This is a genomic window from Sinomicrobium halophytocola (genome assembly GCF_052983395.1).
Map to the genome: position 1 here is coordinate 644872 of NZ_JBRKIT010000011.1, position 15014 is coordinate 659885.

Consider the following 15014-nt stretch of genomic DNA (forward strand, 5'->3'; position numbering starts at 1 on the left):
ATCAAAAGTTAAAAAATAAAGCCCTTACAAATATCATATCTATAAGGGCTTTTTGCGGAGAAAGAGGGATTCGAACCCCCGGAGGTGTGACCCTCAACGGTTTTCAAGACCGCCGCATTCGACCACTCTGCCATTTCTCCTTAGCGGATGCAAATATAGAAAGCTTTTTTTGTTCTGACAAAAGATTTTTTTTGCTTTTTTTCGCTCCCTGCATATTAATTTAAAACTGAGAATTTCCCGGTAAAATATACAGGAGATCCCCGCATCCGCCTTTTCCGTTAAATTTACAATTCGGATTACAGGCACCGGCAGGTTCTGTAATCTCCTTTACATTATAATAGCCGGTTCAAACAAGCAAGCCTTAGTTCATTCCGATACAGATTATCCGGAAACAAGGCTCATTTGAAGAGATTTAATACAGCTTTTTCAGGCTGGAAGCATCAAAAGTCTGTATTTCCTCAAATTGACGTTCTTTAACCTTGAGTACCCAGTTGGGGTCCTGCAATATAGAACGGCCTACGGCTACCAGGTCAAAATCTCCCCGTTCGTGCCTTCTCACCAGCTCTTCGATTCCGGTAGCAGATGCCCCTTCTCCATTCCATACGCCCATAAAATCACCGGAAAGCCCTACAGAACCCACAGTGATGGTGGGTTGCCCGGATACTTTTTTCAACCATCCGGCAAAATTAAGGTCCGAACCTTCGAATTCCGGTTCCCAGTACCTTCGTTGTGACCCGTGAAAGATATCTACCCCGGCTTCAGCAAGAGGAACAATCCAGCTTTCCAGTTCCTTGGGTGTATATGCCAGCTTTGCCGTATAATCCTGCTGTTTCCATTGCGAAATACGAAGAATAATTACCATATCCGGACCTACTGCCTTACGAACGGCTTTGACTACTTCTATGGCAAACCTGCTGCGATCTTTTATACTTTTCCCTCCGAAATCGTCCGTTCTGTGGTTCATACCTTCCCAGAAGAACTGGTCTATCAGGTAGCCATGAGCTCCGTGAAGTTCCAGGGCGTCGAAACCGAGATCTTTAGCATACCCGGCAGATTCGGCAAAAGCCTTGATCGTATTTTCTATATCTTCAACAGACATGGTGTCCGGGCTTTCCAAAGGAGCATCCGGCCGCCATTCTCCGGCAGTAGTGTTTCCAACATGCCATATCTGGGGCGCTATTTTGCCTCCTGCAGCATGTACTCCATCAACAACATTTTTCCATCCTTCCAGGGCACGATCTCCGTAAAAATCCGGAATATCTTTCAAATTCTTAGAAGCCCGACGATTGATTACGGTCCCCTCTGTTAAAATCAGCCCGACTTCTCCCAATGCCCTTCTTTTATAATAATCGGCAACATCTTCGGCTGGTACGCCATCTATGGCGAAAACCCTGGTCATAGGGGCCATAACAAACCTGTTATTTAAAGATAATCCTTTATATACAAAAGGTTTAAAAAGTGTATCTACATTCATTGCTGTTTTCTTTTTTTATTTCCAACTAAAATACTGTACAAAATTAAGGTTAACAGTTTATTTTTGTAACCTATATTAGTCTATAGTGGTCACCACAAAGTAACCAGTTATGAAATGTCCATAACCAAATTTTTCAGAAACCTCCCGATGATCCCGATGTTATCGGGAGATTTCTGAAAACAAATAAATATTAGAGTTTATGAAAAAAGAAATATTTAAATATAGCGATTGCCCGATGCACCGTTCTATGGCCATCCTGGGTTCTAAATGGAAACCTATTATTATTTATGCACTCAGAGACCGGAAAGCACGTTTCGGTCAGTTACACGCCGCCATAGGTACTATTTCCAAAAAAGTGCTTACGGATATGCTGAAAGAACTGGAAGAGGACCATATACTGCTGCGACAGGAATTCAAGGAATTACCGCCACGGGTAGAGTACAGTCTTACGGAAAAGGGAAAAGCGCTGATCCCCATAATGATGGAACTTATAAAGTGGGACAACAGCCATTATGAATACGATAAATCCGGGCACGGAGTAAAAACAATAGCGGTATGAGAAACCCGGGCATATCAGACACCCATATTTCCTTCTCCGTCCTTGTCTCCGGATACCGGACTTCAAATATGTAAAAAATACCTGAAATACGGGATATAAGAAAAATGATTTGTACCGTATCTTCGTACACATATTACAGGTAAACAGACAGATACTTTCCCTAACACGGAAAGTTTAAAAAAACAGAAATGATACAAGTATATATCACAGATGATCATCCCATTGTTCAGGAAGGCCTTAAAAACCTCCTGGCTACTAGGAATGAGATTTCCCTTAAAGGAGTTTTTCAGAATGGTAAAGACACTGTAGATGCCCTTGCAAAGGAAGAACCGGACGTGCTGTTACTGGACATTAATCTTCCTGATATCAGTGGCATTGAGCTGAGCAAACAGATACGCGATACTTATCCGGAGCTGAAAATTATCGTGCTTAGCGTACATAATGAAAAGGCCGTAATAAGCAGTGTACTGCAAAACGGGGTCAACGGATATGTCCTTAAAAATTCGATAGGAGATGAAATCATCCAGGCTATCCACAAGGTTATGGACGGCGAATTGTATATGTGCAGGCAAACGAAGGATATTTATGAAAACCAGGATAACACCGGTCCGGATTTTATACCCAAAATAACCCGTAGGGAAAAGGAGATCCTGCAACTGGTAACCGAAGGACTCACCTCCTCACAGATTGCCGAAAAACTGTTTATCAGTCCTTACACGGTAGAAACCCATCGCAAAAACCTGATGGAGAAATTCGATGTCAGCAATATGACAGCCATTATCAAATACGCTACCGAATTCAAATTGCTTTGATTGACCAACAACCCGGAATTCCCGTATTTCATATCCCCAATCCCAAGGACCTGTATCTTTTCTCCGGGGTATAACGCACGCGGATAGTATCGGTTTCAACTACAATATCGACACTGAGCCTGCTGCTTTTATCGACCCGTAAAGGAATTTATAAACCGGATCCTGGAGACAGGCCGGTAAAAAGCAAAACCGAAAGAAAGAGAAAAGACTTCAATATAAAAATTATTAAAATCCGGGGATATGATTGATGGTTTCAGCTTATTCTGCTATTTTCAAGGGTATGACAATAGTATCATCCGGCTTCCTTCCCGATCTCCACACCACCTCTTCCGGCTGATACCCCTCTTTTCCAATATGAAATTTCAGGCGTGGACGGCAGGTAAATCCGTTACTGATACGATGCCCATAGAAATACCCGGTACTATCGGTCACCGAAGCATATTTCGGATCGTTTTCATAGTACGTTACATTTCGCATAGGCCTTCCCGTTTCGGCATCAATTACCATACATTGCAGGCTTTGCATACAATCACAGGAAAAAAGGCATAATGTTGCAACAGTCCCCAAACACAGGTTTCTCCACATTTTCTTTCATTTTTGTTATTCTGTAAACCGTTAAATCCACCTACCCCTTCATTATAACCATGAAAATCAGTTAGATATAAATACAACAAAAACTCAAAGATCATCCGGATAGATTATCCCGGAATAATATTTCCTTATTTTTTGCTTTCTTTTTTTATCTTCAATATACCCGTTCAAAGCAAGGGGTATGTGTATAAGCAGCAGTATTCCTCCGGAAATTATCAGGAACGAAGGAGCCATATATTCCCAGGCCTGTGCAAATGAATCGGCCGAAGCCCCCTGTATCCACCATTTACTTTCTTGTATATTTTCTGATATCCCGGAACTGAAAACCAGGGTCAGGACGATAGTAACTGCTCCCACTATAGCTGCAGCCACATGTCGAAACCATCGGACGGACGGAAACTTTTTCTCTTCTTCACCTAAGGACAGGTGCGGACCGAAACGCATCAGCCAGCCATCTTTTGTCACTTCGGCATTTACCGGGTTTTCGCTATAAGCCAGCATAAAAGGCAACCAATCCCGGTTATACTTCAGTTCGAAGCTTCCCATACGGGCTACCATACCTTCTATCTGAGAGGAAGCATTGCTCAGTTGGGCAAGGAATGTAGGAACACCATGTAAAACCCGTACCGGGGCAGGCGAAGGCCACCTCGGGGCCCGCCAGATCCTCCAGAGACAATACAAAAGAAAGGATATGCCCGAAATAACTCCCCAATGGGCATATTGTCCTAATACCACACTAAGTCCCAGCAGAAAAAAAGCGACCGAAAGCAATAAGACCCCGCCCATCCCAGCTGCTGCTTTTTCCACAGCTTCTATTTCCATGAGCGTTTGGTTACGATTGGAAATAAGCCTTACTTCGGTACCTTCTTCATTTCCTCCCGGCAGTTTTCCGGTCTCACCCTTCTCCATCTGTTCTTTGGTGTGAATACTGTGCGACAGGGAATACCTGCCATTCAAGGTAAGTACCAACGGATTCTTCTCCGTTTTAACCACCTCCGCCATATTAATTTCCTGCACGTAATTAAGCCCTTCATCCTCAAGGGTCACTTCGAGTCCGCCTAACATATTATGCCATTCCGTATTATACCGCGTGGTAATTCCGTGGCGGTCAAACAATCCTTTTATAACATAAACATCATCCCCCGTTCGCTTATAAATTTTTTTTCCGGGGCCTTTCTGTTTTTGTAAGCGGTCGAGAAGTTCACATTCTTCCGGGGTGAGTTTACGGTGAAGCTCCATATCCTTTTCCGCTTCACGCGATATGGAACGGTCTCTCGAACGACGAGATAAATAAGTAATAGCATTGACCAGGGAATAGATCAATACCCCGAATAGCAACACGTAATATAAAACATCCATAATTTTTATTCCTTAACGTACATTACAAACTTCAAAGTTTCCATGAACTTCTGCAATCCCAGAAAACAGGGATTTTCAGAAAGCTAAATACTCCGCTGCTACGAGGCTTATTTTTATATATTTACAAACAGGTGCCGGCATATTCCCGAAAAATCCTGGTTTTCTGGGATTCTATGCCATGGAGAGACATTGTATTTTTGTATCATATGCCGGAAAAAATAATCATATGGAGTTTTGAAACATGGTATCATACGGTTATCAGCATGTTCCTGTTCTTTAATCTCCTTTACTGGGGTAGTGCTTTGGGAGGACAATTACTCCTGAAGTTTTTCCACCGGAAAGCTGTAATAAGTACGGTAGACAACGACAACATACGCCCGGGACAGGTAAAACGGGAAATATCAAAATCGATGATGTCCATTACGGTCTTTAGTCTCCAGGGTATTATTTTCCAGCAGGGAATACAGCATGGCTGGCTGCAACTTTCTTATGCATTCAACTGGATGTGCCTTATAGAAATACCTGTGCTGTTCTTTTGGAATGAGGTCCACTTTTACCTGTGTCACGCCCTGATGCACCGAAAATGGTTTATGCGCCACGTTCACGCCGAACATCACCGTTCCAAAGAACCTACGGTATTTTCTACCTACAGCTTTCACTGGTTTGAAGCTTTTCTGCTGGGCACGGTCATTATTCCCCCGCTTATAGTGTATCCGTTCCAGGTGGTATCTGCCCTTTCTCTGCCAGTGATGAGCATCCTCATCAATATGCTGGGTCACAGTAATTACGAGTTGTACCGGGGCGCCAATAATAATCACCTGCTTAAATTCTCCTATCGGCATAGCATGCATCACAAAACAGGCAGGGGAAATTTCGGATTTATGCTACCCTGGTTCGACCGGTTGTTTCACACCACATATAAACCAAAAGAAAAATGAGCAAAGTATATATTACTTCCGCCGGGGCTTTTTTGCCTAATACTGCGGTAACGAACGAGGAAATGGAAGATTTCCTAGGCACTATAAACGGAACTCCTTCCCGTAAAAAGGCGGTTTTCCTGCGTAAAAACGGTATCAAGACCCGTTTTTATGCTATAGATAAATCACAGAAAACCACGCATAAAGCCTATGAGATGGCAGCGCTGGCCATTGAAAACTGTCTTTCCGGTGCGGGGGTCCCGAAATCGGATATCGATTTTCTCAGTGCCGGCACTACACAAAGCGACCTCCCCGTCCCGGGATTTGCCAGTATGGTTCACGGGGAAAGCGGACTGGATCGTTGTGGCATTTCTTCTCACCAGAGTGTATGCGCCTCCGGGCTTATGGCCATTAAAAACGCCTATATGCACGTACAGTCCGGCGAAATGAAGAATGCCGTATGCTGTGCCGCGGAGCTGTCGAGCAGGATGTTCAAGTCCAAACGGTTCAAATACCAGTCTTCCATACTTCAACAGGAAGAAATTCCCCTGGAGACCGAGTTCCTGAGATGGATGCTGAGCGATGGCGCAGGGGCTTTATTACTGCAGGACAAACCCGCGGCAAACGGATTATCGCTGGAAGTGAATTGGGTGGATTTACAGTCGCACGCCAATGCCTATGATGTTTGTATGTATACAGGTACGCAGAAAAACAAAGATGGTTCCGTATCCGCAACCTGGCTCGACTACGATTCCGTATCCGATGCCGATCGTGATGGTATGATAAACCTTCGCCAGGATATGGGACTGGTGGAAAATATCGTAAAACTCGGGGTAAACCGCTTTTTTGAACTCATCGACCTTCAAAAGATAGACCCGAAAAACATCGACTGGTTGCTGTGCCATTATTCGTCTCATCACTTCAAACCTCAGATCGTGGACCTCCTACACAAAGGAGGACTCGATATCGCCGATGAAAAATGGTACACCACCCTGTATGACAAGGGCAATATGGGATCGGCCTCCATTTTCGTAACCATAAAAGAACTGATGGATAGCGGCAGGCTACGGAAAGGACAAAATATACTGTGCATGGTCCCGGAAAGCGGCCGTTTTATAACAGGTTTTATGTCGCTGAAAGTAGTATCCGGGGAAAAACAAATGCCTTCGGACGAACTCAAGAGGGAAATACTGGCCCCGGAGATCCATACGGACGGAAAGCCGGTGCAGGAATGGCTGGTACGGCAACTTACCAACACCTGGTTTGATTTCGAACGTTCTTTGCAGGAAGTGCCGATGGTACAAAAGATATACAACGGAACGCTTACCCTGGACGAATACAAGCGTTTGCTGGTAAACCTGCGGCAGCAGGTTATCGACGGTTCGCAATGGATTGCCCGGGCGGCATCTAACGTAAGTATGGAACATTTTCCCGTACGTTCGTCCTTTATCCGTCATTCTTCGGACGAACATCGGGATTATCAGCTCCTGGAAAAAAATTATCTCCGGTGTGGCGGTAAGGAAGAAGATATCCTCACCGGCAATAAAAATATCGGTAGCGAAGCCCTGAGTGCCTTTATGTTTCACCGGGCCAGTCAACCCGATCCTTTCGATCTGCTGGGCGGCATGTTTATCATAGAAGGACTCGGAAACCGGGTGGCCGGGAAATGGGGACGTGCCATAAAACAACAACTGGGACTGAATGATGACCAGGTATCGTTTTTGATCTATCACGAAAGCAGTGACAGTAACGAAAATCACTTTGAACGTTTTGAAAAGGCCATCCAAAGTGACTTGTTGACTAAGGAAGTTGCCGAAAAGATCGTCAAAACGGCCAAAGTAGTGGCCAGGCTATACAAAATGCAACTCGAAGAAATAGATAATTTTTAAAATACAACACCCGGTTTCCTTAAAGCTCAGGAATGACAGGATTACTCATATACTGTACCATATATTACCTCGCTGCCGGGGTGGCTATTGTTATCGGGTACCATCGTCATTTATCCCACCGTGCCTTAAAACTTAAAAAGTGGTTTGCCTATCTCATAATTACTGCCGGGTTGCCGGCCGGAACGCCAGTACAATGGGTAGGTAATCACAGGTATCACCATGCACATACCGATGTGGAAAACGACCCGCATTCTCCGGTTATACAGGGTTTTTGGTATGCCCATAATGGCTGGTATATCCAATCCGCGAACCGGCTGCTTTGCTTTTTCTATGCTATTGCGGGCCCGTTCAGGTTCCTTGTGGATGCCTGGAACCGTCCCAGGACCAACCAGCAATACAATGACCTGACACAGGATGTGGCGGATGATCCTTATTACAACTTTATCAGCAAACCGTGGCCTTACTTTGTTGCTCTCTGGCTGCATGCCGTCATCGCCTTCGGACTGGCCTTTTATTTCTGGGGGGTAACCGGTTTTTTCGCCTTGTGGATCACACTCATTATCATTTTCAATTTCGGAGATGCCATAGACAGTGTAGCCCATTTGTACGGCGAACAGCCTTACAGAAAGAAGGATCACGCCCGTAACAACCTTATAATGGCTATATTTACTCTCGGGGATGGCTGGCATGCCGATCACCATCAGTTTCCCGGCAGTGCGAAGGTAGGATTCAAAAAAGGGAGGGTCGATATATCCTGGCACTTTATCCGGTTGCTGAGATTTTTAAAGATAGCTTATGATATACGGGTAGCTTCTTCGGAAACCGTAAAAAAACAATTGAGATGAAAAATTATTCCGAATATTTCGAATCCCTGGAAAACAACCCGAGGGATCCCAGCCACTGGCATGCCTTGTACCTGGATCACAGTATACCGTTTAGCCGGGATGCCAAAGCGGCTTTTTTATACGATGCAAACAGCAAGACCCGTCAGTTCCTGAACCCGGTAGTACGTGTACTCGCACGCCTTTCCATTCACATCATGCAGGTCCTGAAAATATTTATCCCCAACCTGGTCAATGCTCCCAAAGCATTGCACTGGAGCCTGTATATGGGTATGAAGTACTTTATTACCCCGGAAGCCAATTTCCTTATTCTCCGTCATTTTTACCTGGGATCGGAAGTACTTCGTTTTATAAAAGACAATGTGGACGGGGCTGAAGAAATTCCCATGAACCCGCTGAAACCCGTTTCGGTAAATGAAGTGAAGGACAATCTTTTCCTGGAACACGACCTCAACCTCTACAATTTCATCATCAATCTGAACAAGGCCCTGGAACAAAGCGGCAAAATGGTAGTGAAAAAAGAAAATCCCGATTTCAGTGCCATTTCCACGGAGCCTATACCCTTTGAAGAGTTCCGTAACGGGTGGACCAATTTTCTCGACCTGAGTACGGCTATCGAGATTTTCACTCCCGTCTACCAGTTTTTCCTGACGGACAACGATTTCTGGCGTGCCACCAATTCCCTGCAACTGGATGAAGTCATAGGGTTATATGCCGCTACCATCATGGATTGCCCCGAGAAACTGGTAGCTTTGAACAATAAGCATCCCATGATACCGCTCCCTACGGCCGGGGCTGCTTTCCGGTTGTTGTTACACGGTTTTTCTACCGAAGTATTGCATGCCCTGCTCGTGGAAGCCAAATTAAAACAACAGGCACAAAGCCCGCATTCCTGATATGCTCACCTACCTGGAGCAATCTTCTGACGCTCATGTATGGTTGATACTGTTGCTTATCAACACGGCCATATATACCGGCACACTGGCTACGGGATGGCTGTTATTGCGTTTTTTCGGGAAAAGGCAGGCCTTCCGGATCACCAGGGAGTCTTTTAAAAAAACAGGGATATCGCTCCTTACCGTGGGGATCAATACCGTCATAACCTATGTGGGATACCTGTTATGGCAAAACGGATGGATGACCATTACCACAGACCGCACAGTCTATATTATTGCGGATTTCCTGGTACTTTTTCTGGGGATGGATCTTCTGATGTATGTCTTTCACCTGTTTATCCATCGTACTTTCCTGTACCGGGCGATACACGGATTGCACCACACATCGGAAAACCCGGTGCCACTCGATCTTTTTGTATTACATCCGCTGGAAACTATCGGTTTCGGACTTATGTGGCTGTCTTTGCTTATGCTGTATCCGCCAAATTTGTATGCCGTAATCCTGTATCTTACGGCAAATGTTATTTTCGGGCTGGTGGGACATCTGGGAATGGACCCCCTGCCGGGAAGAATCCGTAATTGGCCATTAGTAAAGTATATCGGTACTTCTTCATTCCACCACAATCATCACCTGGACATCCGTTATAATTTCGGGTTTTATACCAATATCTGGGACCGGCTGTTCGGTACCTGGAAGAAAGAACCTGTCCCTGTCAAAGACCAGGAATAAACAGATAGTATTATTTTTACACACGCCCGTCCGGGTTCATAAGGCATTCTATGGTGATCGTTGTACCCGAACCTTTTTCGGAGAGGATATCCATAGAGCCGTGAAGAAACTCCACCCGCGCACGGATATTGGTCCACCCGGCACTGTTTTTGCCCGTATCGGTTATCTTATCTTTATCAAAACCAACACCATCATCTTCCACCGTCAGGAATATCTTGTCCTCAACCTGTTGTAATTGTACATAGATAAGAGAAGCCTCCGCATGTTTTATAGCATTGTTTACCAGCTCCTGCATAATGCGGTATAATACCATTTGCCGGGAATGGTCCATTTCATTGGTATAATTAAATACCCTGCATTCTATTCGAACCCCGGAAGTCCTGAACCTTTGGCAGTATTCCTTCACCGCTTCTCCCAGTCCGTACCGGATCAGTATTTCCGGCATCATGCTGTGGGCTATACGGCGTAGTTCGTTCACGGCATCGTCCAGGTGTTCCATGGTCTTATCCATAAGCCCCTGCCCTTCCGGATTGGCAAATATGGTTTTTATTGCGGACATTTCTATTTTTATTCCCGAAAGCAGTCCGCCGAGCCCGTCATGCAGGTCCCTCGCCAGGCGGCTCCGCTCCTGTTCCTGTCCTTCGAGCATGGCCGACAGAAGGGAAATGCGGTTTTTCTGTTCTATTTTATAGACCTCCATTTGGTGCAACTGCTTCTGTTGCTTCATTGCCCTGGTCCTTTGTTTATTGGCATAGATGAGGATAATAACGGCGATGAGCCCCACAAGAGCAAGCCCTATATAAAGGCGGTTAAGCTTTTTACTATAGGTTATTTTTTCTTGTAAGACGGCCAGTTCCCTTTCCTTCCTGTTCGCTTCATATTGCGCTTCCAGTTTTTGGCCGAGCGCCATTTTTTCCATATCAAAGCGGTTGGTATACTCGCGGATATACTGCTTGTAATATCGTAAGGCTTCCCCGAGATCTCCCTGTTTTTCCCGTATGACCGAAAAATACCAGGGTATACTGGGAAGTACTCTTTGGTTCAGCACAGGTTCTTCATGTGTTGCAAGAGCCGCGTTACCGATCAGAAATTCCGCCCTGGTGTAGTTCTCTTCCATAATAGCGTATTCCGTCAGCATAATATAGCTCTGTGCCAGAACGGAATATTCATTTGTTTTTTGTGCTTCCTTCACGGCAAGGTCCAGGTAATAACGAACCTTCTCTTCATAAGAGGACGGCATATACCTGGAATACAGTTCTGCTATATTATATGCCGCTACGGGCAACCGGGTAAGGTGGACCACACGGTCCCTGTTTTTTTCCAGAAAGGAAACGGAATGCTTGTAATAATAAAGGGCCGAGTCAAGTAGTGCCCGGCGGGTGGTATCTTTTTTAAATCTGTCGGCAAAACTGTTACCTATGGATAGGTTCGCATAGGACCATATATCGGGATCACTGGTTTTCAATGCCTCTTTATGGCATAAAACAGCATATTTCTGTTGATTGTGCGTATCGCTCCACTGTCCGTATGCGTCCGACATTTCACCGTAAATCGCACTCTTTAATTCATGTGCTTCTTCCCGCTCCACCAGGTGCAACCCTTCAAGGAGCCCGGCTATGGCTTCCCTGGGTTTATTCTGCCGCAGCCGGAGCCATCCCCTGGTGTACTGTACATATCCCCGGGTTTCACTATTATGGGTCTTATCGCTGTAGTACAAAGCACTGTCCAGGCTTTCATTCGCCTGTAGGAACTGATTGTCTTCTACATACCACCTGGCCAGAACAGCATATAACCTCGCTTTATATTTTCTGTCTTCCAGTTGTCCGGAAAGTTTAATGGCTTTGTGCAATGCGGCAAAACCTTCTTTGTGCCCCCTGCGATAGAATGTTATTTCCGCAAGCTTATTCATGGTTTCCACCCTTTCCGGAACAGAGAGGTCTTTTCGGGACAATACCAGTTTCAGGGAATCTTCCGTAATATGCGCATGTACCGGGCTTACCGTTGCCAGGCAGCTCCCGGCAATGAGAAGCAGCAAAAAAAGGGTTTTCCCGTGTGATCGGAAACTGGTATATACAGAAATAAAAAGCATGCTATTTTATTAAAACTTTACAGCGGGGCACAATACAAAAGTAGCTATAACGGACAACAGCCCGCAATACCGAAAAACTGGGATTTTAGAGGCTAACAGAAAAACGCTCCGGAATACGGATCAGGGAGCGAAAAGTACTTCTCCCGGAATAGCAAAAGTTTCGAAGTCTACGGGAATTCCAACAGTAAACGTATTGGTTTTCAGCCTTAAAATATAGCCTTCTTTCTTTTGTTCTTTTTGCAATACCATACTACCCGGAACTGCAAATATATTTTCCGAAGGCATTTCACTGAATCCCCATGCCCTGCCACCGGCCCAGAGGGTCTCGGTTTTGCCTTCCGGGTGTACCCATTCCACCGCAGGCTGCCCCTTAAATTGCCTTCGGGTGAAGCTAGCCCCCGAAACATCCTGTTCCTCACCGTTTTCGGAAAGCGCCTGAAAAGGCAGGTCAAAAGCTTCCGGGATCCCCTGCTCTTCCCGGGTAAGGGTGTTTTCTTTCAGGTCGTAAACGATAGTGCGCCCCGGGATCTTAACAGTCAGATCTCCCTGATGCACGAGAACAAAACGGCATTCTCCCGGGTTTATATGATGTCCTGTCATCCGAAAACCCCAGGACTCCTGCCGTATCACCATTTTCTCGGGAGTAATGGCAAGCTGGTATCGCTTCGTTCCCAGCTTTTCCATATCCTCTTCAGATAATCCCCGGATTTCTTTGTCCGAAGATCCGCATATCTCTATGGCATTTGCGTATTGTTCTTTTATCATATTCGCTCCCTCTTCATTCAGGGTTTCCAGAACCTGGTCCACATAAATATCCGGGACTTTTTTCTGCTGTTGACAGGCAAAAAATAACAACAACACTACCGGCCAGCCCCGACGCAGTGAAAAAGGAGAACGCATAACAACTGTCCGTTGTATGACACTATTTAAAAAAAGGCTTTTGTTATCACTCGTAAACACGGCCTAAAATTATTTGTTTTTCAGGGAATATACAACCGCAATATAGCGGTAGCCGGAAATATCCTTTTTATGATTACGAAAGGTTGAACCGGATTCTATGAAGGCCTTTATACCTCTTTACTAGTTAGTTTTTTTAACATTATTTTAACATAAATTATAAAACCGCCCTCCGGATAACTACGTAAGTCTCGCCGTAACTAAAATACGGAATTATGAAAAAAATACCTGTTAAAGTAAATCATCAGGAATCTGTAAACGGGAAATCGAGTTCCCGCAGACAATTCCTGAAAATAGGAAGCCTTGCTGTTGTAGGCACCGGCTTGTTACTGTCCTGTAATAATGACGATGACAATGGCATGACAGATCCCGATGACGTTTTTGATCTCGGAAGCGGGGATCTCGGCATCCTGAATTACGCATATGCCCTGGAACAACTGGAAGCGGCTTTCTACACCAGCGTTCTGGACGGTTCTTACTGGATGAGCGCTAACGCCGAAGAAAAACTTATCCTGGAAGACCTCTATAAACACGAGGTCATTCACCGCGAATTCTTCAAAGCGGCGATTACTGCCGCCGTTAACGGGGATAGCAGCAAAGTCTTACCTGAATTGGAATTTGATTTTTCCTCCGTCAACTTCGGTGACAGAAATTCTGTTCTCGCTACGGCAAGAGTGCTGGAAGATACCGGGGTAGCAGCTTATAACGGTGCCGGAGCGTATATTCAGACACCCGATTACCTTGTTATAGCCGGGAAAATCGTTTCTGTCGAAGCCAGGCATGCAGCAGCAATAAGATCTATCTATATGGATGATCCGATAGCATTTGCAGGGAATGATATTATAGATGCGAACGGACTGGACCTGGCAAAGCCGCCTTCCGAAATTCTGGATGCCGTCGGCCAGACAGGTTTTATCAAAACCGAATTCACCGCCAACCAGTTGCCCGAAGAATAGTTCGCCTTATCATTAACTTAAAACAGAAAAATTATGGAAATCATAAAATTTTTAGAAGCTTTTACTTCCGATAACCTTCTGGCTAAAACTTCTTCCAGGAGAGCCGTTTTCGGTACTTTGGGTGCACTGGGTAAAAAAGCGGCCCTGGCAGCCATTCCTTTCGGATTAGCTACAGCACCGAAGAGGACTTTTGCTTTTCAGGACCAGAATGCAGCCATAGGGGCACTTCAACTTGCTCTTACTCTCGAATATCTCGAAGCCGAATTTTATATCAAGGCGCTGGAATCAGGAGTACTTCCCTCCGGAAGCAAAGCAGAAGCCGTTTATGAGCAAATCTCAAAACACGAAACCGCGCATGTGGATTTCCTTATGGCCGGGCTTGGTGATGATGCCGTAGACTCTCCTGTTTTCGATTTTACAGTCGGAGGGATGTTCGACCCTTTTAACGAAAACGGTACAGGTCAGGAAGTCGCCTATGCCCAGCTACTTGCTCTTGCCCAGGCATTCGAAGATACCGGTGTCCGTGCTTATAAAGGACAGGCCGGAAACCTGATGGGTACCCCTTTCCTCACCCCCGCACTTCAGATTCACTCCGTAGAAGCGCGTCACGCCTCGGAAATAAGAAGGCTTCGGGCGCATGTCATGGATATGGACCTGGACCAGAATGCACTCGGATGGATTACATTAAATGAAAGAGGAGCCGGAATGCCAGAAGCTACACAGGCAGTTTATGACGGAGAAGAAAATGTGACTCAGGGTGGTGTAAACCTCGTTGACGCAACAGGTTTTGACAATGTCGCAGTATCTCAGTCTTATGACGAACCCATGGACGGGGATACTGCTTCCGCTATTGCAGGTTTGTTCATAGTTTCGTGAAATTCACGATAGTTTCTAAGTTAGTTGTACGCGAAGGAAATAGTCTGAAGCTTAGCTTCAGGCTGTT

General features: G+C 45.3%; 14 protein-coding genes and 1 tRNA gene. 9 read left to right on the plus strand and 6 right to left on the minus strand.

The window, feature by feature from the left end:
* Window positions 1-55: 55 nt before the first annotated feature.
* Together ACVBDY_RS04705 and ACVBDY_RS04710 are read right to left on the minus strand one after the other, a co-directional pair.
* A tRNA-Ser gene (locus tag ACVBDY_RS04705) sits at window positions 56-140 on the minus strand.
* 272 nt (window positions 141-412) lie between these two features.
* The gene (locus ACVBDY_RS04710) at window positions 413-1474 is read right to left on the minus strand and encodes an NADH:flavin oxidoreductase (RefSeq protein WP_447174308.1); all 1062 of its coding nucleotides are present in this window, start codon (window positions 1472-1474) and stop codon (window positions 413-415) included.
* 199 nt (window positions 1475-1673) lie between these two features.
* On the opposite strand from ACVBDY_RS04710, the gene ACVBDY_RS04715 reads away from it, so the two are divergent.
* Complete coding sequence (locus ACVBDY_RS04715) at window positions 1674-2033, plus strand: winged helix-turn-helix transcriptional regulator (RefSeq protein ID WP_447174309.1); 360 nt, start codon at window positions 1674-1676, stop codon at window positions 2031-2033.
* A 188-nt stretch (window positions 2034-2221) separates the two neighbouring features.
* Entirely contained in the window at window positions 2222-2845 is a 624-nt protein-coding gene (locus tag ACVBDY_RS04720; RefSeq protein ID WP_447174310.1) for a response regulator, read from the plus strand.
* A 258-nt stretch (window positions 2846-3103) separates the two neighbouring features.
* On the opposite strand, the gene ACVBDY_RS04725 is transcribed toward ACVBDY_RS04720, so the two are convergent.
* Together ACVBDY_RS04725 and ACVBDY_RS04730 are read right to left on the minus strand one after the other, a co-directional pair.
* Window positions 3104-3430: a hypothetical protein gene (locus ACVBDY_RS04725; protein WP_447174311.1), complete on the minus strand. Its 327-nt coding sequence runs from the start codon at window positions 3428-3430 to the stop codon at window positions 3104-3106.
* 93 nt (window positions 3431-3523) lie between these two features.
* Entirely contained in the window at window positions 3524-4795 is a 1272-nt protein-coding gene (locus ACVBDY_RS04730) for an IgaA/UmoB family intracellular growth attenuator (protein ID WP_447174312.1), read from the minus strand.
* Window positions 4796-4926: 131 nt separating this feature from the next.
* Here ACVBDY_RS04730 and ACVBDY_RS04735 point away from each other — a divergent pair, with 131 nt between their 5' ends.
* The 5 genes from ACVBDY_RS04735 to ACVBDY_RS04755 are packed head-to-tail and all read left to right on the plus strand — an operon-like array spanning window position 4927 to window position 10069.
* On the plus strand, window positions 4927-5733 hold the full coding sequence (locus ACVBDY_RS04735; RefSeq protein WP_447174313.1) for a sterol desaturase family protein: 807 nt from the start codon (window positions 4927-4929) through the stop codon (window positions 5731-5733).
* On the plus strand, window positions 5730-7601 hold the full coding sequence (locus ACVBDY_RS04740; RefSeq protein ID WP_447174314.1) for a beta-ketoacyl-ACP synthase III: 1872 nt from the start codon (window positions 5730-5732) through the stop codon (window positions 7599-7601). Before ACVBDY_RS04735 ends, ACVBDY_RS04740 begins: the two co-directional genes overlap by 4 nt.
* Window positions 7602-7633: 32 nt before the next feature.
* A complete protein-coding gene (locus tag ACVBDY_RS04745) occupies window positions 7634-8446 on the plus strand; it encodes a fatty acid desaturase (RefSeq protein WP_447174315.1) in 813 nt (270 codons plus the stop codon).
* On the plus strand, window positions 8443-9339 hold the full coding sequence (locus ACVBDY_RS04750; RefSeq protein WP_447174316.1) for a DUF6999 family protein: 897 nt from the start codon (window positions 8443-8445) through the stop codon (window positions 9337-9339). The genes ACVBDY_RS04745 and ACVBDY_RS04750 overlap by 4 nt, the downstream gene beginning before the upstream one ends.
* Before the next feature lies 1 nt (window position 9340).
* Window positions 9341-10069: a sterol desaturase family protein gene (locus ACVBDY_RS04755; RefSeq protein WP_447174317.1), complete on the plus strand. Its 729-nt coding sequence runs from the start codon at window positions 9341-9343 to the stop codon at window positions 10067-10069.
* Between the two features lie 16 nt (window positions 10070-10085).
* Here the strand turns inward: ACVBDY_RS04755 and ACVBDY_RS04760 are convergent, their stop codons facing one another.
* Window positions 10086-12158 carry a sensor histidine kinase gene (locus ACVBDY_RS04760; RefSeq protein ID WP_447174318.1) on the minus strand — a complete coding sequence of 691 codons (2073 nt, stop codon included), beginning with the start codon at window positions 12156-12158 and terminating at the stop codon, window positions 10086-10088.
* Between the two features lie 120 nt (window positions 12159-12278).
* On the minus strand, window positions 12279-13058 hold the full coding sequence (locus tag ACVBDY_RS04765) for a hypothetical protein (RefSeq protein WP_447174319.1): 780 nt from the start codon (window positions 13056-13058) through the stop codon (window positions 12279-12281).
* A gap of 272 nt (window positions 13059-13330) precedes the next feature.
* On the opposite strand from ACVBDY_RS04765, the gene ACVBDY_RS04770 reads away from it, so the two are divergent.
* Entirely contained in the window at window positions 13331-14071 is a 741-nt protein-coding gene (locus ACVBDY_RS04770; protein ID WP_447174320.1) for a ferritin-like domain-containing protein, read from the plus strand.
* Window positions 14072-14104: 33 nt separating this feature from the next.
* Complete coding sequence (locus ACVBDY_RS04775) at window positions 14105-14947, plus strand: ferritin-like domain-containing protein (protein ID WP_447174321.1); 843 nt, start codon at window positions 14105-14107, stop codon at window positions 14945-14947.
* Window positions 14948-15014 lie beyond the last annotated feature (67 nt).

Coding starts and splice junctions, on each gene's coding strand:
- ACVBDY_RS04770 (WP_447174320.1), top strand. CDS start 13,331: ATGAAAAAAATACCTGTTAAAGTAAATCATCAGGAATCTGTAAACGGG.
- ACVBDY_RS04755 (WP_447174317.1), top strand. CDS start 9,341: ATGCTCACCTACCTGGAGCAATCTTCTGACGCTCATGTATGGTTGATA.
- ACVBDY_RS04720 (WP_447174310.1), top strand. CDS start 2,222: ATGATACAAGTATATATCACAGATGATCATCCCATTGTTCAGGAAGGC.
- ACVBDY_RS04765 (WP_447174319.1), bottom strand. CDS start 13,058: ATGCGTTCTCCTTTTTCACTGCGTCGGGGCTGGCCGGTAGTGTTGTTG.
- ACVBDY_RS04710 (WP_447174308.1), bottom strand. CDS start 1,474: ATGAATGTAGATACACTTTTTAAACCTTTTGTATATAAAGGATTATCT.
- ACVBDY_RS04745 (WP_447174315.1), top strand. CDS start 7,634: ATGACAGGATTACTCATATACTGTACCATATATTACCTCGCTGCCGGG.
- ACVBDY_RS04725 (WP_447174311.1), bottom strand. CDS start 3,430: ATGTGGAGAAACCTGTGTTTGGGGACTGTTGCAACATTATGCCTTTTT.
- ACVBDY_RS04730 (WP_447174312.1), bottom strand. CDS start 4,795: ATGGATGTTTTATATTACGTGTTGCTATTCGGGGTATTGATCTATTCC.
- ACVBDY_RS04760 (WP_447174318.1), bottom strand. CDS start 12,158: ATGCTTTTTATTTCTGTATATACCAGTTTCCGATCACACGGGAAAACC.
- ACVBDY_RS04775 (WP_447174321.1), top strand. CDS start 14,105: ATGGAAATCATAAAATTTTTAGAAGCTTTTACTTCCGATAACCTTCTG.
- ACVBDY_RS04740 (WP_447174314.1), top strand. CDS start 5,730: ATGAGCAAAGTATATATTACTTCCGCCGGGGCTTTTTTGCCTAATACT.
- ACVBDY_RS04750 (WP_447174316.1), top strand. CDS start 8,443: ATGAAAAATTATTCCGAATATTTCGAATCCCTGGAAAACAACCCGAGG.
- ACVBDY_RS04715 (WP_447174309.1), top strand. CDS start 1,674: ATGAAAAAAGAAATATTTAAATATAGCGATTGCCCGATGCACCGTTCT.